Source organism: Aliigemmobacter aestuarii (genome assembly GCF_004799285.1).
Taxonomy (GTDB): domain Bacteria; phylum Pseudomonadota; class Alphaproteobacteria; order Rhodobacterales; family Rhodobacteraceae; genus Aliigemmobacter; species Aliigemmobacter aestuarii.
In genome coordinates, this window is sequence record NZ_SSND01000001.1 from 711,551 (window position 1) to 733,133 (window position 21,583).

21 protein-coding genes and 1 tRNA gene are annotated in these 21,583 nt (G+C 68.0%); 9 read left to right on the forward strand and 13 right to left on the reverse strand.

Features of this window, described 5'->3' with window-relative positions; genetic code table 11:
* Nucleotides 1-12: 12 nt before the first annotated feature.
* The 8 genes from E7811_RS03385 to E7811_RS03420 form a co-directional block, all read right to left on the reverse strand.
* The gene (locus tag E7811_RS03385) at nt 13-882 is read right to left on the reverse strand and encodes a carbon-nitrogen hydrolase family protein (protein WP_136393163.1); all 870 of its coding nucleotides are present in this window, start codon (nt 880-882) and stop codon (nt 13-15) included.
* A gap of 113 nt (nt 883-995) precedes the next feature.
* A complete protein-coding gene (locus tag E7811_RS03390; protein ID WP_136393164.1) occupies nt 996-2,366 on the reverse strand; it encodes a sigma-54-dependent transcriptional regulator in 1,371 nt (456 codons plus the stop codon).
* Nucleotides 2,363-4,114 carry a sensor histidine kinase gene (locus E7811_RS03395; RefSeq protein WP_136393165.1) on the reverse strand — a complete coding sequence of 584 codons (1,752 nt, stop codon included), beginning with the start codon at nt 4,112-4,114 and terminating at the stop codon, nt 2,363-2,365. The genes E7811_RS03390 and E7811_RS03395 overlap by 4 nt, the downstream gene beginning before the upstream one ends.
* Nucleotides 4,111-5,325 (reverse strand): L-2-hydroxyglutarate oxidase, encoded by a 1,215-nt coding sequence (gene lhgO, locus E7811_RS03400; RefSeq protein WP_136393166.1) that lies wholly within the window; start codon nt 5,323-5,325, stop codon nt 4,111-4,113. The genes E7811_RS03395 and lhgO overlap by 4 nt, the downstream gene beginning before the upstream one ends.
* Before the next feature lies 1 nt (nt 5,326).
* On the reverse strand, nt 5,327-5,692 hold the full coding sequence (locus E7811_RS03405) for a DUF1850 domain-containing protein (RefSeq protein WP_136393167.1): 366 nt from the start codon (nt 5,690-5,692) through the stop codon (nt 5,327-5,329).
* Entirely contained in the window at nt 5,689-7,764 is a 2,076-nt protein-coding gene (locus tag E7811_RS03410) for a TRAP transporter permease (RefSeq protein WP_136394213.1), read from the reverse strand. Before E7811_RS03410 ends, E7811_RS03405 begins: the two co-directional genes overlap by 4 nt.
* Before the next feature lie 110 nt (nt 7,765-7,874).
* Nucleotides 7,875-8,840 (reverse strand): TAXI family TRAP transporter solute-binding subunit, encoded by a 966-nt coding sequence (locus tag E7811_RS03415; RefSeq protein WP_136393168.1) that lies wholly within the window; start codon nt 8,838-8,840, stop codon nt 7,875-7,877.
* Between the two features lie 241 nt (nt 8,841-9,081).
* A complete protein-coding gene (locus tag E7811_RS03420; protein WP_211092079.1) occupies nt 9,082-9,696 on the reverse strand; it encodes a DedA family protein in 615 nt (204 codons plus the stop codon).
* 234 nt (nt 9,697-9,930) lie between these two features.
* Between E7811_RS03420 and E7811_RS03425 the strand changes: the two genes are divergently transcribed.
* Nucleotides 9,931-10,872, forward strand: coding sequence for a DUF6635 family protein (locus tag E7811_RS03425; protein ID WP_136393169.1), 942 nt, complete (start codon nt 9,931-9,933; stop codon nt 10,870-10,872).
* Between the two features lie 401 nt (nt 10,873-11,273).
* On the forward strand, nt 11,274-12,557 hold the full coding sequence (locus E7811_RS03430) for a hemolysin family protein (RefSeq protein ID WP_136393170.1): 1,284 nt from the start codon (nt 11,274-11,276) through the stop codon (nt 12,555-12,557).
* Between the two features lie 30 nt (nt 12,558-12,587).
* Here the strand turns inward: E7811_RS03430 and E7811_RS03435 are convergent, their stop codons facing one another.
* The 4 genes from E7811_RS03435 to E7811_RS03450 form a co-directional block, all read right to left on the reverse strand.
* A complete protein-coding gene (locus tag E7811_RS03435) occupies nt 12,588-13,145 on the reverse strand; it encodes a CIA30 family protein (protein WP_136393171.1) in 558 nt (185 codons plus the stop codon).
* A 43-nt stretch (nt 13,146-13,188) separates the two neighbouring features.
* On the reverse strand, nt 13,189-14,127 hold the full coding sequence (locus E7811_RS03440; protein ID WP_136393172.1) for an arginase family protein: 939 nt from the start codon (nt 14,125-14,127) through the stop codon (nt 13,189-13,191).
* A complete protein-coding gene (locus E7811_RS03445; RefSeq protein WP_136393173.1) occupies nt 14,066-14,509 on the reverse strand; it encodes a DUF6538 domain-containing protein in 444 nt (147 codons plus the stop codon). Before E7811_RS03445 ends, E7811_RS03440 begins: the two co-directional genes overlap by 62 nt.
* Nucleotides 14,510-14,588: 79 nt before the next feature.
* A tRNA-Thr gene (locus E7811_RS03450) sits at nt 14,589-14,663 on the reverse strand.
* 114 nt (nt 14,664-14,777) lie between these two features.
* Here E7811_RS03450 and E7811_RS03455 point away from each other — a divergent pair.
* The 7 genes from E7811_RS03455 (at nt 14,778) to E7811_RS03485 (ending at nt 19,817) form a co-directional block, all read left to right on the forward strand.
* Entirely contained in the window at nt 14,778-14,966 is a 189-nt protein-coding gene (locus E7811_RS03455; RefSeq protein ID WP_136393174.1) for a hypothetical protein, read from the forward strand.
* 19 nt (nt 14,967-14,985) lie between these two features.
* Entirely contained in the window at nt 14,986-16,257 is a 1,272-nt protein-coding gene (gene murA, locus E7811_RS03460) for a UDP-N-acetylglucosamine 1-carboxyvinyltransferase (RefSeq protein ID WP_136393175.1), read from the forward strand.
* A gap of 17 nt (nt 16,258-16,274) precedes the next feature.
* A complete protein-coding gene (locus E7811_RS03465; RefSeq protein WP_136393176.1) occupies nt 16,275-16,751 on the forward strand; it encodes a DUF2948 family protein in 477 nt (158 codons plus the stop codon).
* 16 nt (nt 16,752-16,767) lie between these two features.
* On the forward strand, nt 16,768-17,259 hold the full coding sequence (locus tag E7811_RS03470; protein ID WP_136393177.1) for a GNAT family N-acetyltransferase: 492 nt from the start codon (nt 16,768-16,770) through the stop codon (nt 17,257-17,259).
* Nucleotides 17,260-17,381: 122 nt separating this feature from the next.
* Nucleotides 17,382-18,692 carry a histidinol dehydrogenase gene (gene hisD, locus E7811_RS03475; protein WP_136393178.1) on the forward strand — a complete coding sequence of 437 codons (1,311 nt, stop codon included), beginning with the start codon at nt 17,382-17,384 and terminating at the stop codon, nt 18,690-18,692.
* A gap of 185 nt (nt 18,693-18,877) precedes the next feature.
* Nucleotides 18,878-19,357 (forward strand): UPF0262 family protein, encoded by a 480-nt coding sequence (locus E7811_RS03480; RefSeq protein ID WP_136393179.1) that lies wholly within the window; start codon nt 18,878-18,880, stop codon nt 19,355-19,357.
* Nucleotides 19,358-19,361: 4 nt separating this feature from the next.
* Nucleotides 19,362-19,817, forward strand: coding sequence for an arsenate-mycothiol transferase ArsC (locus E7811_RS03485; RefSeq protein WP_136393180.1), 456 nt, complete (start codon nt 19,362-19,364; stop codon nt 19,815-19,817).
* Between the two features lie 67 nt (nt 19,818-19,884).
* On the opposite strand, the gene E7811_RS03490 is transcribed toward E7811_RS03485, so the two are convergent.
* A complete protein-coding gene (locus E7811_RS03490) occupies nt 19,885-21,513 on the reverse strand; it encodes a calcium-binding protein (RefSeq protein ID WP_136393181.1) in 1,629 nt (542 codons plus the stop codon).
* Nucleotides 21,514-21,583: the final 70 nt, after the last annotated feature.

A 21,583-nucleotide genomic window follows, 5' to 3' on the forward strand; every position in this document is an offset into this window, starting at 1 on the left:
AAAAGTGCAGGATCATCCGCGCCGGATGCGCGCGGCCTGTTCGTCCCAGTGGCGGTGGTTCAGAACGCCGCCGTCGCGGCGCACCTCGGCGATGGCCTCGAGGCTGGCCTCGGCCAAGGTCCAGCCGGGCTGGTTCAGCCCGCCTTCAGCCAGGATACCGGTTTCGGGCCAGCCCCTGTCGGGCGGGCCGTAGATCGCGGCGCGGCCCACATTTTCATCCACCGCCGGGCAGAAATCGCAGGGGCCGACCGTGGGCGAATGGACGACAACGCACTGGTTTTCCAGCGCCCGCGCCATCGACCCCACGCGCACGCGGGTGAAGCCTGCGAAACTGTCGGTGCAGGACGGGGCCAGCAGGATCTGTGCGCCCTTTTCGACCAGGTCGCGGGCCAGAAGCGGGAATTCGCTGTCATAGCAGATCACCACGCCGATCCGGCCGATGGGCGTGTCGAAGGCGCGCTGCCCGTCCTGCCCCGGCACGACATCCCATGTCTCGCGTTCAAAGCGGGTCATGATCTGCTTGTCCTGATGGCCGATGATTCCCTGCGGGCCGTAGAACGTCGCGCGGTTGACCGGGCGCGCGCCTTCGAAGACGGGGCCGGAGGCACCCAGGATATGCACCCCGTGTCGCGCGGCAAGGCCTGCGTGGACGCGATCAACCTCGGGCTTCCAGCGGGCGACTTCACGCAGGGCGGCCTCCAGATCCTCGGAAACGGCGCGGCCACCAAGGCTCGACAGTTCCATCGCGCCGTATTCGGGAAAGACCAGAAGCCCGGCCCCCGCGCCCGCGGCCTCGGCCACCCAGGCGGAAAGCTTGGCCTCGTAGGCCGCGAAATCCTCGAACCAGTCCAGCGGATAGGCCGCCGCCGCGATCCTGACCATGTGATGCCCCTTCCTGCCCTTGCCGCGCCCGTGGCGCGATGTCGCGCGCAACCTGCGCCAAGGCGCGGCCCGGCGCAACCCGCCGCGACGCGCGCTTGGGGCCGCATGGGGCCTCAGTCGCGCAGGCCGTAGCGGTTCATCTTGTCGTTCAGCGTCCGGCGCGGCAGGCCAAGCGCCTTCGCCGCAAGGTCGGTGTTGCCGCGAAACCGCTCCAGCGCGGCACGGATCTCGCGCGCCTCGAAGGCGGCGACGCGATCGGGCAGGCTGCCGCCCGCGGGCGCGGCCCCCGGCGTCTCGGACGGTTGGGCAAGGGGTGCAAGACCCAGGGCATGCGCCTCGGCCGCGGCCTTCAGTTCGCGCACATTTCCGGGCCAGGGCCGCGCCAGCAGCGACTTGCGCAGGGAAAAGCCCACCTCGGGATCGGGACGGCCATAGCGGCGAGCGGCAAGCTGGGCGTAATGGGTGAAGATCAGCACGATGTCATGTCCCATCGCGCGCAGGGGTTCGGTTTCCACCGTCGCGCCCGCCAGGCGCCAGTAGAGATCGGCCCGGAAATCGCCCTGCCGCACCAGCGTGGCCAGATCGGCCTTCGAAGTGGCGATCACCCGGATATCGACCGACCGCAGCCGGTTTTCGCCCAGCCGTTCGACCTGCCGTTCCTGAAGCGCGCGCAAAAGCTTGGCCTGCACCGCGGGGGCCATCGCCTCGACCTCGTCCAGAACCAGCGTGCCGCCGTGGGCGGCTTCGATCTTTCCCGGCTTGGCGGCCCCTGCCCCGGGAAAGGCGCCATCGGCATGGCCGAACATCAGGCTTTCGACCATCGCCTCGGGCAGGGCCGCGCAGTTGACCGCCACATAAGGCGCCGCCGCGCGCGGGCTTTGGTCGTGCAGGGCCCGGGCGACCAGTTCCTTGCCGGTGCCGGTCTCACCCGTCACCACCACATCGACATCCAGGGGTGCCAAGGCCGCGATGCGCGCGCGCAGCCGTTCCATGCCGCTGCTTTCCCCCAGAAGCCGGTGCGCCTCTTGCGCCTGCACCAGCGCTTGCAGCCGCGTCAGTTCCGATTGCGCCGCCTTCGCCCGCAGGGTCCGGGCCAGCACCGCCAGGAGATGCGCGGCGTCATAGGGCTTTTCCAGGAAATCCTCGGCCCCCGCCCGCATCGCGCGCACCGCATGGGCCACGTCGCCATGCCCGGTCAGCATGATGACCGGCACGGCCAGCCCCGCCTCGCCCAGGGCCGAGGTCAGGGCCAGCCCGTCCATCCCCGGCATCCTGAGGTCGGTGATCACCGCATCGGGCGGGGTGGCGCGCGCAGCCTGAAGCGCGCTTTCGGCATCGGTGAAGGCGGTAGCGCGATATCCGGCCGCGCCGATCAGATCGGCCAGCGCCGCCAGATGATCGGCGTCATCGTCCACGACAAAGACAGCAGCAGGCGGGGCGGCGGCGGGAGTGGTAGCGGCGGGGGTGGTGGCGGGTGCGGTCATTCGGCGGCCTCGCGGCTTTCAGCCACGTCGGGAAGGCGCACCGTCACCGTCGTCCCCGCGCCGGGGCGTGAGGCGATGTCCATCCGGCCGCCGAATTCCTCGACGATGGCGCGGCTGATCGACAGGCCAAGCCCAAGCCCCTCGCCCGAGACCTTGGTGGAAAAGAACGGTTCGGTCACGCGGGGCAGGTCGGCCTCGGCGATGCCGGGGCCATTGTCGGACACTGCCAGAACCGGACCCGGCCCAAGCGTCAGGCGCACCTCGCCCGCCGTCCGGCCCTCGACCGCATCGAGTGCGTTCAAGAGAAGGTTGACGCAGACCTGTTCCATCCGCACAGGACCCACACGGGCAGGCAAGGCATGGGGTGGCAGCGCAAAGGCCGGGGCGACCCCCACCGCGCGGGCGCGCGGCGCGACCAGTTCCAGCGCGTTCGTCGCGACGTCGCGCAGGTCGATCACGTCAAGCTGGCCGCGATCGGGCCGGGCGAAGCTTTTCAGGTGCTTTGTCGTCCGCTGCATCCGGCGCACCAGCCCGCGCGCCTTTTCGATCCTCCCAGCCGTCGGCGCATCCGCCGGGGGCAGGCCGATTTCGGCGGCGGCCAGCGTCGCCTCCATCGCGGCCAGGGGCTGGCTGATCTCGTGCACGATGGCGGCCGACATCCGGCCAAGGGCGGCCATCTTCTCGGACTGGACAAGATTGTCCTGCGCGGCGCGCAGATCGGCCTCGGTGCGCCGCCGCGCCTCGACCTCGCGCGCCAGATCGGCGGTGCGTTCCGCGACCCGCGCCTCAAGCTCGGCCGACTGGCGCAGCCGCAGCTGGATCAGTTCGTGGCGCTGGTGGCGGATCTTGGCGATCCCGGTCAGAAGGGCCGCCAGCAGCGCGGCCCCCAACGCCCAGAGCTGCGCCGCCCCTTGGACCGGAGCCAGGGGCGCAGCGGCGATGAGCTGCCAGTTCTCGCGCGGCAGGGGCGCAAGCCGGTGGCGCATCGCACCAGCCCCCGCCAGCGTCAGCCGGCCATCGGCCAGAAGCGGCGCGGCCTGTTCCAGCGCCACGCCGTCATAGGTGCGTTCCGACGCAAGGCGCACCAGCGCCTCGGTCGCCAGAGGCGCCAGCGGGCGGTAAAGCCATTCCTCGGCCCCGGATAGGAACACGACCCCGTCACGGTCGGCCACGGCGGTCGCCTGTTCGGCCGATTGCCAGGCGCCCTGAAGCGCCTCCAGTTCGATCTTGACGACCAGAACGCCCGGCCCCGCCCCCGCGTCCGGGATGCGGACCGAATGGAAATAGCCCGGCCGCCCGGTCGTCACCCCGATCGCGAAATAGGTGCCGCGACCCGCCTCCAGCGCCTGCCGGAAATAGGGGCGGAAGGCATAAACCTCGCCCACGAAACTGTCAGGCGCGGCATAGTTCGACGCGGCGATCGCCAGGCCCGTCTGATCCAGCAGGAACAGTTGCGCCGCACCGGAATGGCGCACCACGGTTTCCAGATAGCGGTTCGCGGTGTCGATGGCATCGGGGTCCGCCGGGCGCGCCACGGCGGCCTTGATGCGGGCATCCTCGGCGGCGACATCCGGCAGCGCGCGAAAGCGTTCGATCTCGGCCTCGACGGCGCGCGACGACAGGATCAGCGACCGGTCAAGCTGCGCGTCGAGGTCCGACAGCAGGACCCGCAGCGCCACGAAATGCGCCAAGAGCGCGGCGGCCAGCCCGACCAGGGCCAGAAGCGCAAGGGCACGGATCCCGGTCACGCCGCATCCCCCAGAAGCCGGTCGGCCACATGGGCGGCAATCGGGATGGCGGCGGTCGCCGCGGGCGAGGGCGCGTTGCAGACATGCAGCGAATTGGCCGTGCGCGCGAACAGGAAATCGTCGATCAGCCGCCCGTCGCGCGCCACCGCCTGCGCCCGGACGCCCGCGCGATAGGGTGCGAGGTCGGCCAACGCGATCCGGTCGCAATACTTGCGCACGCGGGCCAGATAGAGCCGGGTCGAGGCGCTGGCAGCAAGTTCACCCATCGCGGGGGTGAAATTGCGCGCCACCAGCCGCCAGAAGCCCGGCCAGACAAGCGACCCCGCAAGGTCGCGCGGCGCGACGGCAAGCCGCGAATAGGCCTCGCGCCCGCCGGCCAGCACGGCGTTCGGCCCCACGGTGAACCCGCCATCCATCTTGCGCGTCAGATGGACGCCAAGGAAGGGACGGTCAGGATCGGGAACGGGATAGATCAGGTGGTTCACCAGATTGTCAGGCTGATGCAGGATGCGGAAGTATTCGCCCCGGAAGGGGATGATGCGGAAGGCTGCGCCGGTATCCGTCTGCGCGCCGAAGGCCAGGGCCAGGCGGTCGGCGTGAAGCCCCGCGCAGATCACCGCCTTGCCCGCCGTCAGCGCCCCCTGATCGGTGCGCAGGATCACCCCGCCCGGCAGGTCGCCGCCCCCCGTGACGCGCAGGCCGGTGCGGATCTGTCCGCCACGGGCTGTGAAAAGCTCGGCCATCCGCCGGGCCACGGCGGCATAATCGACAATGCCGGTGCTGGGTGACAGCAGCGCCGCCTCGGCCCGGATGTTGGGTTCCAGCGCCCGCGCCTCGGCCCCCGTCAGGGGCTCGATCGGGATGCCGTTCGCCTCGGCCCGGTCCTGAAGCGCGCGCATCCGCACCACCTCGTTCGCGTCGGTCGCCACGATCAGCTTGCCGCAGGTCTGGTGGGGGATGGCGTGTTCGTCGCAGAAATCACGCGTCGCCGCCACGCCGGCCCGGCAGAACCGTGCCTTCAGGCTGCCCGGCGCATAGTAGACGCCCGCATGGATCACGCCCGAGTTGCGCCCGGACTGATGCAGGGCGACGGCGGCCTCCTTCTCGATCAGGATCAGGCGGGCGCGGCCCATGCGGCGTTGCAGTTCCAGCGCCGTGGCAAGCCCGACGATGCCGCCGCCCAGAATGATGACATCCGCCGTCCGTTCCATCCTACTCTCCGCAGGGGGCAAGGCGCAGGGCCTGACCCGGCGCCTTCCCCACTTCATGGCATTCGCCCGCGCTGCACAAGGTCCAACCGGCACCCGTCGCCCCCGACGAGGCCAGCCACAGTTCGGGCACCTCCGGCCCATCCGGGGCCCAGACCCACCAGCCGTCCTCGATCCGCGCGCCCTCGCCCGGTTCCATCCCCGCGCCCGATCCCCTGACCGCCGCGCGGATCAGACGCAGCCCGCCGGGAACCGCGCGCCAATCCTCGCGCCACTCGACATGCTCGACCGAATGGCGCCAGGACAGCGTGATCTCCGGCGCGGCCAGCGTCAACAGGACCGCCGCACCGGAGAAAAGGCACAGGCTCAAGCCACGGCCCCCTTGCGCCGGGTGAACCACATCAGCCCGGCAAAGACCGCGACCAGGGCAAAGCCGATCTCGTCGGTCAGGGGCAGTGCGGCGACCAGGGTGAAGGCAGCGGCCATCGCCAGCCCGCGTTCCCACAGGGCCAGCGGCCTGCCCAGCCATCCGATCACCGCCACACCCCAAAGCCCGATCGACAGCGCGGCCTTGACCACCACATAGGCCACCGCCGGAACAAGGCCGATCGCTTCGGCCACCGGCCCACCGGGCTGCAGCATCAGCGCGGGCGAATAGACCGCCATGAACGGGATGACAAACCCGGCTGCCGCGATCTTGACCGCGTTCAGGCTGATCGTCAGCCCGCGCTCCTTCGCGATCGGGGCGGCCGCGAAACAGGCCAGCGCGACCGGCGGCGTCAGGTCGGCGAGGATGCCGAAGTAGAAGACGAACATGTGGCTGACGATCAGCGGCACGCCCAGTTCCAGAAGCGCGGGCCCCGCGATCGACGAGGTGATGATGTAGTTGGGGATCGTGGGAATCCCCATGCCCAGGACGATGCAGGTCAGCATGGTCAGCACCAGCGACAGGAACAGGCTGCTTTCGCCCACGCCCACGATGAACTGGCCAAAGGTATTGGCGGCCCCGGTCAGGGTCATCGTGCCGATGATCACGCCCACCAGCGCACAGGCGATGCCGACCGGAAGCGCCGTCTTGGCCCCGTCGGCCAGGCTGTCGCGGCACAGCACAAGCGTTTCGCGTCCGCCCTTCGACAGCGCGTTCCAGCCGATCAGCACCGCCAGCGCCACCACGACCACCATGATCCCGAACTGCAGGAAGGATGCCGCCACCAGCCCCAGCCCGATCCAGAAGATGTAGCGGATCGCGCCGTCGGGCAGCCCCAGGGCCACCGATGCGCCAAGAATCAGAAGCGCGGTCAGCGCCAGCCCGACGGTGCCCGCGAACAGGGGCGTGTAGCCGGAAAACAGCAGCCACACGAGGACCGCCAGCGGCAGGACAAGGTGCCATCCCTCGCGGATCGCGCGGCGCGGCGAGGGCAGGTCTTCGCGCGCCATGCCGCGCAGGCCCATGCGCCCGGCTTCCAGGTGGACCATCCAGAAGGCCGAGGCGAAATAGAGGATCGCCGGGATCAGCGCGGCCTTGACCACCTCGACGTAATCGACCCCCAGGGTTTCGGCCATGATGAAGGCGACCGCGCCCATGACGGGGGGCATGATCTGGCCGCCCATGCTGGCCGTCGCCTCGACCCCGCCGGCGAAGGCCGGGCGGTAGCCGAAGGATTTCATCAGCGGGATGGTGAATTGCCCGGTCGTCACCACATTGGCCACCCCCGACCCCGAGATCGTGCCCATCAGCCCCGAGGACAGGACCGAAACCTTGGCAGGCCCCCCCATCCGGTGGCCGACAAGCCCCAGCGAGACATCGGTGAACAGCTTGATCATCCCGGCCTTTTCCAGAAAGGCCCCGAACAGGATGAACAGAAAGATGAAGGTCGACGAGACATAGGTCGGGATGCCGTAGATGCCTTCGGTCCCATAGGCCATGTGGTCGATCACCTGCGCAAAGTCATAGCCGCGATGGTTCAGCGGGCTTGGCAGGTGCTGGCCGAACAGGCAGTAGGCCAGGAACATCCCCGCGATGATCGGCAGGGCCGGCCCCATCAGCGCCCAGGCGGCCGCAAAGACCAGCGCCAGCGCGATCACCCCCATGACGATGTCGCGGAAAAGCGGGTCGCCCGCCCGCATCAGCAGCGGCACATATTCCCACCACTGGTAGGCCGCGACGGACACCGCCAGCACGGCAGCGCCCCAGGCGGCCCATTTCACCGCCCCGGTCTTCTTCTTCGCGATCGCCAGCAGCGGAAAGCCCAGAAGCCCCAGAAAGCCCACGTGGAAGGCGCGCGCGACCTGGCTTGTCATGTCGACCAGATGCGCGGCGGTGACGATCTGGAACGTCGAGAAGGCCACCGCGATCCAGAACAGGATGCGCCCCTCGCGCCCGCCCGGAAAGCTGTCGGCCAAAGGATCATGCAGGCCGAGGTCGGCCGCGCCTTCGGGCATGTCGTGATGATCTCCGGGCTTTTGCATGGCCCCCTCCCCTTCCCCGTCATGTTATACGAAAACGGGGGCGGAGACAGGCTCCGCCCCTCGGGTCAGACCCGCAGAAGGCCTTACATCAGGCCTTTTTCCTTGAAATAGCGCTCGGCGCCAGGATGCAGCGGGATCGGCATGCCCGACAGGGCATTTTCCAGCGTGATCGCGGCGGCGGCATTGTGAGCGGCGGCAAGGTCGGGAAGGCTTTCGTACAGAAGCTTCGTCATCTGATAGGCGGTTTCCTCGGAAACATCCTCATGCGTGACGAAATAGTTCATCACGGCGACCGTCGGCACGTCGGCGGTCTGGCCTTCGTAGGTGCCGGCGGGAATCGTGGCCGCGATATAGGGCGCGCCCAGCTTTTCGGCGATTTCGGCGGGAATGGCGACCATCGTCGTCGGCATCGAGGTCGACAGATCCTTCAGCGAGGCGACGCCCAGACCCGCGGATTGCAGCGTGGAATCGAGCTGGCGGTTCTTCATCAGTTCGACCGATTCCGCGAAGGGCAGGTATTCGGTCTTGCCGAGGTCGTCATAGGTCATGCCGGCCGCCGACAGGATGGCGCGGGCGTTCAGTTCGGTGCCCGACTTGGCCGCGCCCACCGACATCGACTTGCCTGCGAGATCGGCCAGCGTGGCCGCGCCGCTGTCGGCCGAGGCCGCGATCTGGATGAAGTTCGGGTAGGCGGCGCCGATCCCGCGCAGCTTGCCCAGGGGCGCCGAGAAACCGGCATCGGCATTGCCTTCCCATGCATATTTCACACTGTCGCCAAGGGCGATGGCCAGCTCGCCCTTGCCCTGCTGCAGCAGGTTCAGGTTCTCGACGCTGGCCTTGGTGGACTGCACCTGGGTGCGCGCGCCGGGGATGTTGTCGCCGTAGATCTTCGACAGGGCCACCCCCACCGGATAATAGACACCCGAGGTGCCGCCGGTCAGGATGTTGATGAATTCCTCGGCCTCTGCCGCCATCGGGGCCGCCGACAGGGCCGCCGCCGCCACGGTGCCAAGGCAGAACGCCCGGCGGGTCGTCGCAAGTTTCGTCATGGTTTCCTCCTCCGGAAAGACGGGCGCGGGGTGGTCCCGCGCCGAAATCGGCCACGGGGTTGCCGGTCGTCCGGTCCCCGCGTGCAGACGGAACGCTATGCCCAAGTGCGCAAAATGCCAGCACTTGCAGCCTTCGGGCGCCCAATCTCTTGGCAAGGCGGCGCATAGTGCCGCGCAGGATTTCGCCACGGATCGCCCCGACCGGGGGCCGCTGCCCGATCCTTCGGTGCGTTTGGCGATGTCAGGGGCGCCCCTGCGTCCGCTTTCGGGTCCAGGTCAGCTGCCGCCAGACATAAAGCGCCGCGATGGCCAGGATCACGGCAAGCGACACAGGCCCCATCACCGCCTCGATCCGGTCGAAGTGCAGGCCCGCCGCCCATCCCGCAGCGGCAAGGCCCGCGCTCCAGATCGCGGTTCCGACCGTCGACCAGATCAGGAAACGCCCGAGTTCCATCCTGAGGATTCCGGCCGGGATCGAGATCACCGAGCGGATCGTCGGGATCATCCGGCCAAGGAACACGATCGCGCCGCCGAACCGCCCGAAGGCCGCCTGCGCGCGTTCCACATCGGGCCAGTCGATCGTCAGCCAGCGGCCATGCCGCAGGATCAGGGGCTGGAACCTGTCGATCCCGGTGATCCGCGCCAGAAAATACCAGGCAGTGTTGCCCAGCATCGCGCCCAGGGTCCCCGCAAGAATCACGCCGGTCAGGGTCATCCCGCCCGAGGCTGCGACGATTCCGGCGACGGGCATGATCACTTCGGACGGGATCGGCGGGAACACGGTTTCAAGGAACATCAGGAACGCGACCCCGGCATAACCGCCCCGCTCCACCAGATCGAACACCAGATCCTGCACGCCACGTCCCCTGCCAGCCCGGATGCGGATGCCGCATCGCCTGTCGCCCAGATGGGTAGTTTCGCGCCGTTGCAAAGACGCAGGGCGCAGAAAAGACAGGTTTACCGCGAATCTTTCGGCCAGGGGGTTGCACCGTGTCGGGGCATCCACATCTTCGGGTCAGGGTGCATGTGCGATGGATCGGGCCAACCCGCCACGGGCGCGGGACCGGCGCGACCGGGGGGGTGCAGACAGGTGCGGATCACCGCGACGGAGACGATGGAAAAGGGCGCGGGCGATCAGCAGAGGGCCGCGGCCGACACCTTCGTTTCGCGCCACCTGACCTGGCCCGGCACGATCCGCCTGCACCGGCACGCGCTTGGCTGGGATATCCTCAGAGCACCCGTGAACGTCATCCTGTCGCCGGTTTTCCTGCTGACCCGGCTTGCGGCGTGGCTTTTCAGGCGCATGCGCCTGCGCGGGGCAGCCGACTGGCTTGGGCGCAGGCAGATCATCCTGCGCACTTCGGTCGCGGCCAGGGTCGAGGCGCTGGTTGTCACCGATCTTCTGCGCGTTCCCCTGCCGCCGCATGCAGCGGCCCCGGACCGCGAGGCGCTGTCCATTGCGATCCTGGCCGCGCCCCGATACCGTGACGTCTTTCGCCGGCAGGGCAGCCCCGAAGCGGCGCGCGCCCTGTCGGACCGGATCGTCGCTGCGATCGGGGATTACGCCGGAACGCGTTCGGCCATCTCCGAATTCACCACGGCGCTTTTCACCCTTGCGGTCGGGGCCATCGCCTTTCAGGCGCTCACGCCGGGCGTCATCTCGATGGCGCCGGGCGTGGCCGGGGCGTTGTCGCATAGCGCGGCGATCGAGGGCTTTCCGCTGGGGCGGACCCTGGGAAGCGCATGGTATGGGGTCTTTCCGGTGGGTCCCGAACCCTGGATGGTCGCCGCAACGGTTCTTTGCCTCGTGATGGCCGGGGCGGTGGTCGCGGCCTTCGCGGGCATCCTTGCCGATCCGGTCCAGGCACGGCTGGGCATCCATCGGCGGCGTCTGATCCGCCTGATGGAGACGCTGGAGGCCGAAACCGGCGGGCGCCGGGACGGACCCTTCGTCGCCAGGGAACATCTGCTGGTCCGAGTCTTCGACCTGTGGGACGCGGCGCTTTCGGTCTTGCGGGTGCTGCGCGGCTGACACGCGGCGGATGGAAGCCCCCCGCGCAGCCGTTCACATTTTCCGGACGCAAAAGATTGGCGACCGGGCCTTGTCATCCTATCTTCGGGACGAGTGCAGAAACAGTGTCATGGCCCCCGAAAGCATCCCCCGCGCCGCGCGCCCGGCCCTTCCCGATGACGGCCCGCAGGCTGGTGAGGCTGGTGAGGGCGGTGATCATGGCGACGACGACCGACGCGGCGACGCGAAGTTGCGCCGGATTTCGGCGGGCGACCTGTGCGCTGGAAGGCGCGCCAACCTTCCCGGTGGCCGCCTGACGACCCGCCCCCGCACGCCGGCCAAACCCGCCGCACCCGCGCCCTGCCCGCCTGCCCGCCTGATCGTCCGATCGCCAACGCCCAACCGCACCGGAACCTGAACCCATGTTTGCCGAACTTCTGATCGTCCTTTCCCTCACGCTTGTGAACGGCGTGCTGGCGATGTCCGAACTGGCCATCGTCTCATCCCGCACGGCACGACTGAAGGTGATGGCCGACAACGGCAGCCGGGGCGCGGCCATCGCGATGCAACTGGCGGCCGATCCGGGCCGGTTCCTGTCCAGCGTCCAGATCGGGATCACGCTGGTGGGCGTCCTTTCAGGGGCGTTCTCCGGGGCGACGCTGGGGGTCAGGCTGGCCGAGGCGCTGGCCGCGGCAGGGATGGGCACCGGACTTGCGCAGACGCTGGGGGTGGGTGGCGTGGTCGTCGGGATCACCTACCTGTCGCTTGTCTTCGGGGAACTCGTGCCGAAGCAGATCGCGTTGCGCGCGCCCGAAGCCGCCGCGACCCGCATCGCCCCGCTTCTGAACATGATCTCGATCGTGGCGGCGCCGGTCGTCTGGGTGCTGGACCGGTCCGGTCGCGTGGTGCTGGCCCTGCTGGGCCAGTCCGGCGCGGCCGACCGCAGCGTCACCGATGAAGAGGTCAGGCTGGTGCTGTCCGAAGCGCAATCCGCCGGGGTGATGGAAAAGGCCGAGGGCGAGATGATCGCGGGCGTCATGCGAATCGCCGACCGCAGTGCCCGGGGACTGATGGTGCCACGCCACGAGGTCGAGACGGTCGAAGTGACCGATCCGCCCGCCGCGATCATCCGGCGATTCCGGGAAACCGGCCATTCCCGGCTTCCGGTCCGGGATGGCGGGCCGGACACCATCATCGGGGTGCTGAAGTCGCGCGATTTCCTGAACGCCGGACGGTCAGGATCCGCGCCCGACCCGCGGGCACTGGTCGTCGAGGCGCCGGTCGTACGTGACGGAATGGCCGCGCTGGACGTGCTGGACACCCTGCGCAAGGCCCCCGCCCATATGGTTCTGGTCTATGACGAATACGGCCATTTCGAAGGGATCATCACGCCGATGGACGTGCTTCAGGGTATCGCGGGCGACTTCATCGAGGGCGAGGAGGCCGAGGCCAAGATCGCCGAACGCGCGGATGGCAGCCTGCTGGTGGCAGGCTGGATGCCGGTCGACGAATTCGCCGAACAGCTTGGTTTTGCACTGGAAGAGGGCCGCGACTACGAAACTGTCGCCGGCCTCGTAATCGACCGGATGGGCATGCTGCCCCGGCTTGGCGACCATGTGGACATCGCGGGATGGCGGATCGAGGTGATCGACCTTGACGGGCGGCGGATCGACCGGCTGCTGGTTCACAGGCTGCAGGCCCGTTGAGCCGCACCGCACCGCATCGCGCCGGGCCGGTCAGTAGAACCCGACCTCGCGCACCTCGATTTCCGCGTCGTGATCGCGCCCGAAGGCCACGACCGCGACCGAGGTCAGGGCCGGTGCCGACGGAACGCGGCGCAGAAGGCTGCCCGAGGGCTTGAAGGCCTCAAGGGGTAGGCGCACCTCGGCCCAGGTTCCGGTCACGTCGAACCCGGCCTGATAGTATTGCCAGGGCAGGATCGTGCCGCTGGTGCGAAGATGCGCGAAATACCGCTGCCCGTTTCCGCGCACCACAAGGCGCAATCCGGTGGTACCTTCGGGGGGCGAGCTGGCAAGGTCCATCCGCATCTGGATGAACCCGCCCCGGTTTTCGGTGCTGACACGCCCGGTCATGCGCGCATGGGGGCGTCCGTCCTCTTGCAGGAACTCGACCCTGCCGGTGGAGACCCCGCCCATGACCTGATCGGTGAAGAAACGCCAGCGGGTTTCGGGCTGCATCCGGAAATCCTCGATCACCAAGGTTTGGGCCGCGGAAGGCACATCGAAGGATGCGGCCAGCAGCACGGCAAGGAAAAGACAGGACAAGCGTCGCATCCACATCTCCGATGTTGCGGCCCTGGCGCGCCCCGTCGCCCCGTCAGGCCGTGCCGCCAAGCGCCGCGCCGATCCCGTTGATCAGAAGGCGACCCGCCGTGACCGAGGTGATCGCGTTGGGCAGATCGACCGACGGCGCGACCTCGACCACATCCATGGCCCTGAGCCCGCCTTCAGCCGCAAGGTGGCAAAGGATGCGCCGCACCTGTTCGAACCGCAAGCCCCCCGGCACCGGGCCAAGCACCGCGGGCATGACCGACGGGTCAAGCCCGTCGGCATCGACCGTCAGGAAAAACGGGCCGCGCCCGGCCAGATGCGCCAGCACCGGGGCAAGCCCTTCGTCGTGAATCGCATGGGCGGTGAAGATTGTCGCGCCATGATCGCGCGCGGCCTCCAACTCTGTGCTGCGGGCGCTGCCGGTTCCCCGAATGCCGATCTGGGTGATCCCCGAGATCCACGGCAGTTCCGAGGCCCGCCGGATCGGGCTGGAATAGCCGCGCCGCACGCCGCCGACATCGTCGCGCCAGTCGATATGCGCGTCGATCTGCACCAGATGGACCGGTCTTCCCAGAACCTCGAGCGCGTGCAGGGTCGGGATTGTGACGCCGTGATCCCCGCCAAGAACGGCCGAAAATCGCGAGGTGGCGATGTGCCGTTTCATCACGGCAATGCTTTCGGCGAAATGCGCGTCGAACGCGGCATCCCCCTCGATCAGGTTGCCGGCATCGCGCCCGCCCGACGGCAGCAGACGCGACAGGGGCGCGCCGATGTCGAAATCCCAATGCGCCGGGCCGTCGCAGAACTGGCCGGATTGCGCGCGGATCGCATCGGGCGCGGCGGCCTGATCGTTCGGGCGCGGCTCGCCCGGATAATGTTCGCTGAGGGGCAGACCGATGATCGCGGTTTCCACCATGTCCCAGTCATCGGGGCGGGTATCGACGGCCCAGTCCAGAAAGGGGCGTGGCGGCGGGATCAAGGGCATCTTCGGCTCCAGTCAGTTCCGATGATCCTAGCGCGACTTTTCGCCGTGCAAAACGGATCTTGCGGTTGTTGCCGGAACCGGTCGCGATGCGACTGATCCGGCGGATCGGCCTGCCGGCGATGCCGGCATGTTCGATCAGTCGCCAATGCTCCAGCAAGGCTGCTGCAGCTTCCTTGTAGCGCCCCTTCGCCTCGGTTGCGTCTTTCGTCCGCACGGACAGCTTGGCCCAATGCCCCCGCTTGATCGGATGAGGCTTACCATCAAGGGGAACGATGACCGTTCTGCATTTGGCGTTGTCTACCAGCTTGGAAGGGACACGTTCGAGAAGGTAGTAGATTCCCGAATTGGGATGCTTCCAAGGGGTCGCCATTTTCAAACCCACGTGCACCCGTCCTGTGCACCAGATGGGCGGGCCATCTCCCTGATAAGACAGGAAGATCTTGCAAATCAACAAGAAGGTATGGTGCTGCAGGAGAGGATTGAACTCTCGACCTCTCCCTTACCAAGGGAGTGCTCTACCACTGAGCTACTGCAGCAAACCGCTGTGCGGACGGGTCGTCATCCGCAGTGTGGCGGGGAGATAGACGCAATCGCGGCGGCGTGCAAGCGCAATCTGGACCCTTTTTCGCGGCTGCGTTAGGAAGGGGGCCATGAGCAAGGATCCGGCAGCCCCTCCTTCCCCCGATCGCCCCCCGAAGCGCGCGAACCCCGCGCCCGAGGGTGGGCGCGACACGCGCGAGGACAGGCTCAAGGCCGCGCTCAAGGCGAACATGGCCCGCCGCAAGGCCCAGGCGCGGGCGCGCGCCTCGGACAGCGGCCGGACCGACAACGAAAACTGAGGACGAGTGAGGCAGGCGCATGGATTCGATTATGGTCAGGGGTGGCGGTGAACTGCACGGGGATATCCCGATCGCAGGGGCAAAGAACGCCTGCCTGACGCTGATGCCCGCCACGCTTCTGTCGGAGGAACCGCTGACGCTGACCAATGCGCCGCGGCTTTCCGACATCCGCACGATGACGCAGCTTCTGCAATCTCTGGGGGCCGAGGTCGCCTCGCTTCAGGGTGGGCAGGTGCTGGCGATGTCCTCGCACCGGATCACCAACCACACCGCCGATTATGACATCGTGCGCAAGATGCGCGCCTCGATCCTTGTCCTCGGGCCGATGCTGGCGCGCGACGGGCATGCGGTGGTCTCGCTTCCCGGAGGCTGCGCGATCGGCGCGCGCCCTGTCGACCTGCATCTGAAGGCGCTTGAGGCGATGGGGGCGGAACTTGACCTGCGCGATGGCTATGTCCATGCCAAGGCCCCCGGCGGGCGGCTGAAGGGCGCGGTGGTGGATTTCCCCTTCGTGTCGGTCGGAGCCACTGAGAACGCGCTTCTGGCGGCGACGCTGGCGAAGGGCACGACCGTCCTGCAGAACGCCGCGCGCGAACCCGAGATCGTCGATCTGGCGCAATGCCTGCGCCGGATGGGAGCGCATATCGAAGGCGAAGGCAGCGGCACGATCACCGTCGAGGGCGTGGACCGGCTGGGCGGGGCGACCCATCCCGTCGTCACCGACCGGATCGAACTGGGTACCTACATGCTGGCCCCGGCGATCTGCGGCGGCGAGGTGACCTGCCTGGGCGGGCGCATCGACCTTGTCGGCGCCTTCTGCGAAAAGCTGGACGAGGCGGGCATCTCGGTCACCGAAACCGATCGCGGCCTCAAGGTGGCACGCAAGAACGGTCGGGTCCGGGGCGTCAACGTGCGCACCGAACCCTTCCCCGGTTTTCCCACCGACCTTCAGGCGCAGATGATGGCGCTGTTGTGCACTGCCGACGGAGTCAGCGTGCTTGAGGAAACCATCTTCGAGAACCGTTTCATGCACGCGCCCGAACTGATGCGCATGGGGGCGCGGATCGACGTGCACGGCGGGCATGCGACCGTGACCGGTGTGGACCGGCTGCGCGGCGCGCCGGTGATGGCCACCGATCTGCGCGCTTCGGTCAGCCTGATCCTTGCGGGTTTGGCCGCCGAGGGCGAAACCGTGGTCAGCCGGGTCTATCACCTTGACCGCGGATATGAACATGTCGAGGCCAAGCTGGGCGCCTGCGGGGCCCGCATCGAACGGATCTCGGGGCAGTAGGAAAGCGGGAGAGGCCGATGACCGACGCGCGGTTCGAAGACGGCGGCGAACGCCCGGTCAACCTGGGGGCCGAGGATGCCGACGACCTGAAGGTGATTTCGGCGCTGCTTCAGGATGCGGTCCTGACGGCAGCCGACATGGATTACCGCCGCCGCAAGCGCCAGTTCGCCATGCTTTTGAACCGGTTCCGCTGGGAGGACCGCAGCGCCGCCGAACGCGAAGGGCGCCGTTATGAGCGGGTCCGCGCGCTGCTGGTGATCGGCGATGTGCTGGCCGTCCGGTCGATGGGGATCGCGCCCGGCGACAAGGACACCGTGCTGTCGCTTCTGGCGCTGGACTGGCAACCGGGCGAGGACGGCACCGGGCGGATCGTCCTGACCTTCGCGGGCGACGGGGCGATCGCCGTGGATGTCGAGGCGCTCGAGGTCACGCTCAAGGACGTCACCCGCCCCTATGCCGCGCCGTCGCGCAAGGCGCCCCAACACCGGGACTGACGGGGCGGGGATGGGGATGGACCCGTTCACGATCCGCCGCGCCCTGCCCGACGATGCCGCCGCCTGCGCCGAAACCGTCGCCGCCTCGATCCGCATGCTGTGCGAGGCAGACCATCACCGCGATCCGGCGATCCTGTCGCGCTGGCTGGCCGACAAGACGCCCGAACATCTCGTCTCCCGGATCGCCGGGCCGGGGCGGGTCTTTGTGGCCGAGTGCCGGGGCGCCGTGGTCGGCGTGGGCGAGGTCGAGGCCGATCCACATCCGCCCGGCACCGGCAAGATCACGCTGAACTACGTCGCCCCTGCCTTTCGCGGTCAGGGCATCAGCCGGGCCCTTCTGGCCGCGATGGAGGCGGACCTGCGGGGCCTTGGCCGCCCTGAGGCCAGCCTGACCGCCACAGCGACCGCGCGCGACTTCTACCTTGCCCACGGCTGGCAGGTTGCCGCGCCGCCGCGTCAGGGCCGCTGGATCGTGGGCCATCCGATGCGCAAGGATCTGAACGCCTGACCGGGGAGGTACCGGGGCGGGACCGGGGAGGGAGCGGGGCGGACGGGGGTCGGCAGATGACGCGCGCGGGTTGCCGCCCGGTTCCGCGCAGGCTAATTGGGCGGGCAGACAAGGAGTGCACCATGCCCCAGTTCCTCAATGCCGCCGACCGGGATTTCGAAGCCGCCTTCGCGGCCCTTCTGGGCATGAAGCGCGAGGATGCGCCCGATGTGGATGCCGCCGTGGCGGCGATCATCGCCGATGTCCGCGCCCGCGGCGACGCTGCGGTGATCGAACTGACCGCGCGTTTCGACCGGCTGGAACTGACGCCCGAAACCCTGGCCTTCACGCCGGCGGAAATAGCGGCCGAGGTGGCGCGCGTTTCCCCCGAGGACCGCGCCGCGCTGGAACTGGCTGCCGAACGAATCCGCGCCTATCACGACCGCCAGATGCCCCCGCGCGAGGAACGCTGGACCGGGCCGCATGGCGAATCCCTCGGCTGGCGGTGGGGCGCGGTTTCGGCGGCGGGGCTTTACGTGCCCGGCGGGCTGGCCTCGTACCCGTCGTCGGTGCTGATGAACGCCATTCCCGCGAAGGTCGCCGGGGTTGAACGGCTGGCCATTGCCTGCCCGACGCCGGGCGGGGCGGTCAATCCGCTGGTGCTTCTGGCCGCGGAACTGGCCGGGGTGGACGAGGTCTATCGCATCGGCGGCGCGCAGGCGATCGCGGCGCTAGCCTATGGCACCGAAACGATCCGCCCGGTGGACAAGATCACCGGGCCGGGTAACGCCTATGTCGCCGCCGCCAAGCGCCGGGTCTTTGGCCGGGTGGGGATCGACATGATCGCGGGGCCGTCCGAGATCCTTGTCATCGCCGACCGCGACAACGACCCGGACTGGATCGCGCTCGATCTTCTGTCGCAGGCCGAACATGATGAAAGCGCGCAGTCGATCCTTGTAACCGACGATGCCGACTTCGGCCGGGCGGTCGCCGCCGCCGTGGAAAAGCGGCTGGAAACGCTGGACCGGCGCGCGATTGCAGGGGCCAGCTGGCGCGACTATGGCGCGGTGATCGTCGCGCGCGATCTGGAACAGGCGGCGGCATTGTCGAACCGCGTGGCGCCCGAACACCTGGAACTTTGCGTGGCCGATCCCGAGGCGCTGGCGGAAAAGATCACCCATGCCGGGGCGATCTTCATCGGCGCCTGGACGCCCGAGGCGATCGGCGATTATGTCGGTGGGCCGAACCATGTGCTGCCCACGGCGCGTTCGGCCCGGTTCTCGTCGGGCCTGTCGGTGATGGATTTCCTCAAGCGCACGACACTGGCGCGGATGACGCCCGAGGCGCTGGCCGCCATCGGCCCCGCCGCCGAGCGGCTGGCCAACAGCGAAAGCCTTGAGGCCCACGGCCTGAGCGTTCGGGCGCGGCTGGACAGGTTGAATTTCCCCGACTGACGCGCTGCATGACACCCCCCTGCGGATTGCCGGCGAAGCCCCACGCCGGCCGCCTCTGCTGTTTGGGGAAGGGGCAGACCATCACAGGAAGAAGAGGCGCGCCCCGGGCCGCGCCTGCCCCTCACGAGGGCTTGCATGCCCCTGCCCTGTCGGGCATCACGGGCAGTGGAAAAGGATAAGTGCCCATGACCAACCGTATCTGTGCCATCGACATCGACGAACAGGGGCTTGCGCGGCCTACGCCCGAGATCGAACAGGAACGCAAGGTTGCGATCTTCGACCTGCTCGAGGACAATTCCTTTGCCCTGCCGGTCCGCGACGGGCGCGAGGTGCCACCGGGCCCCTACCGTCTGGGCCTTGCGATCCGCGAAGGGCGGCTTGTCTTCGACATCGCCACCGAGGACGGTACGAAGGTTGGGGAATTCCACCTGTCTCTGGGCCCGTTCCGTCAGGTGGTGAAGGATTACTTCCAGATCTGCGAAAGCTATTTCGATGCGGTCAAACGCCTGCCTCCCAGCCAGATCGAGGCGATCGACATGGCGCGGCGCGGCATCCACAACGAAGGCGCGCGGGTGTTGCAAGAGCGGCTTGAGGGTAAGGCCGATGTCGATATCGACACCGCGCGGCGCCTGTTCACCCTGATCTGCGTCCTGCACTGGGGGTAAGGTCTTGGGTGAGTTTCCCCAGTCTGTCCTGTTCTGTTGCGATCATAACGCCGTGCGTTCGCCCATGGCCGAAGGGTTGATGAAAAAGCTCTACGGCCAACGCGCCTATGTGCAGTCGGCGGGCGTGAAGAACGACATGGAGGTGGACGGCTTTTCCATCGCCGTCTGCCGCGAACTGGGGATCGAGCTTTCGCGCCACCGCGCCCGGTCGTTCGAGGAAATGCAGGAATGGGGCGATGATCTGGGCCAGTTCGACCTGATCGTGGCCCTGTCGCCCGCCAGCCAGCGCATGGCGCTGGAACTGACGCGGCACTATCACCTCGATGTGGAATACTGGCCGATCCTCGACCCGACGGGCCTGGGCGAAACGCGCGAGGCAAAGCTTGCCGCCTACCGCCAGGCGCGCGACCAGATCCGCGACCGCATGATCGCCCGGTTCGGCCCGCCGACCGTCGATTGACCGCCGACCGTCGATTGGCTGCGACCAACCGATTGGCTGCGGGCCCACTATTCAACGCGGGCGCGCCTCAGTTGATGAGATCGTCCCAGAAATTGTAGAACTGCCGCGCAGTCATCACATCGCCCCCGTTCAGGACGAACTTCTCGATCGAGGCAAAGGTGATCCGTCCGCCGTCGCTGCCGATCAGGGTGATCTGGCTGCCGTTGCGCACGATGTCGCGGACGGAATCAAGCGTGTCGACCTCGACCCGGTCCACACCGGCGCCGCCGATCAGCTTGCTGCGCTGGCCGGATGAGGCCGTCAAGGCCAGAACGAAAGTGTCCGCGCCAGCCCCGCCATTCATCACGTTCACGCCGGCATGATAGGCCAGGATCGTGTCACGGCCGCCCTCGCCGCGAACAATGCTGCCGTTCCCGCTGCTGGCATCGAGCGTGTCGTTGCCCGCCCCGCCCAGAACGGTATCGCGTCCGAGGCCGCCCTTGATCGAATCCGCACCGCCGTTTCCTTTCAGAAGCGAATTCCCTGACGAGCGTTCGATCCGGTCATTCCCGGCCCCGCCGAAGACAGTGTCATTCCCGGCCCCGGTGATCGTGTCGTTTCCGGCATCGCCCGAAATCCGGTTCGTGCCGCCCGTGATCCCGGTGCCTTCCTCGATCCTGTCGTTCCCGGCACCACCGAAGACGATGTCAAGAACGTCCGGACCGTTGATGGCGCCGCCGAAGACATAGCCATCGGCATAGATGCGGTCATCCCCGTCGCCGCCGCGAACGATGTCCGCCCCCCAGTCGGCGATCAGCGTGTCGTTTCCGGCACCGCCATCCAGTTGATCGTTGCCAAGCCCGCCGGAAAGCTCATCCCGCCCCGCCTCGCCAAGCAACTGGTCATTTCCGGCATCGCCGGACAGATCGTCATCATCATTCCCGCCCCAGAGCGTATCGTTGCCGTCGCCGCCTTCCTGCCGGTCATTCTGGTCGCCGCCCTGCAGACGGTCATTTCCCGTTCCTCCGACAAGCCGGTCGGCACCTGCGTCCCCGGTCAGAAGATCGTCGCCGCCATCGCCCGACACGTCGTCATTGTCGGCCCCGCCATAAAGCGCGTCGTTGCCCTCGCCGCCGAAGATGTCATCCGCGCCTGCCCCGCCGGTGGCCGTGTCGTTCCCGATCCCGAGGCTGATGTCGTCCGGACCGGTGCCGCCGACATAGACATCGTTTTCCGAGAACGTCCCCTGCAACTGCGACAGCGACTGCACCGTCCCGCTAAAGGGCGTGGTGCCCGTGATGGACGCAAGGAACGCCCGCAAGGCAGTGGTCGATGCGGTTCCGCCAAACGCCTGGCCGCTGGTCGCAAGCGGGATCAGAATCTCGACATCCGTGGCCGCCTCCTGCCCGATGAGGGCAATGATCTGCCCGCCCGACCAGGTGACGACGCCGAACCGGTAGGTCCAGGATTGCGTGGCAGGCAGGCCCGTTCCCACGACCGATATCTGCACGTCATGCGGTGTGGGGTCGGAAAACGACGCGCCCGGCCCGACCCGCATGATCGAGGTCAGCGACTGGGACGCGGCCGAAAAGATGGTGACACCATCCGCCCCGGTTTCCGCCACCACCTTTAGCCGGACCGTGCCCAGAAGCAGGGCATTCGCGCCGCTTTCGTCCGACTGGAAGACAACGCCTTCGGTGCTGAAATAGGTGGTCATCGGCGGCAACTCCTCTCACTCGCACATTCCGACACATGCGTCGGATCACCCGGGGACCTTAACGGCGGGA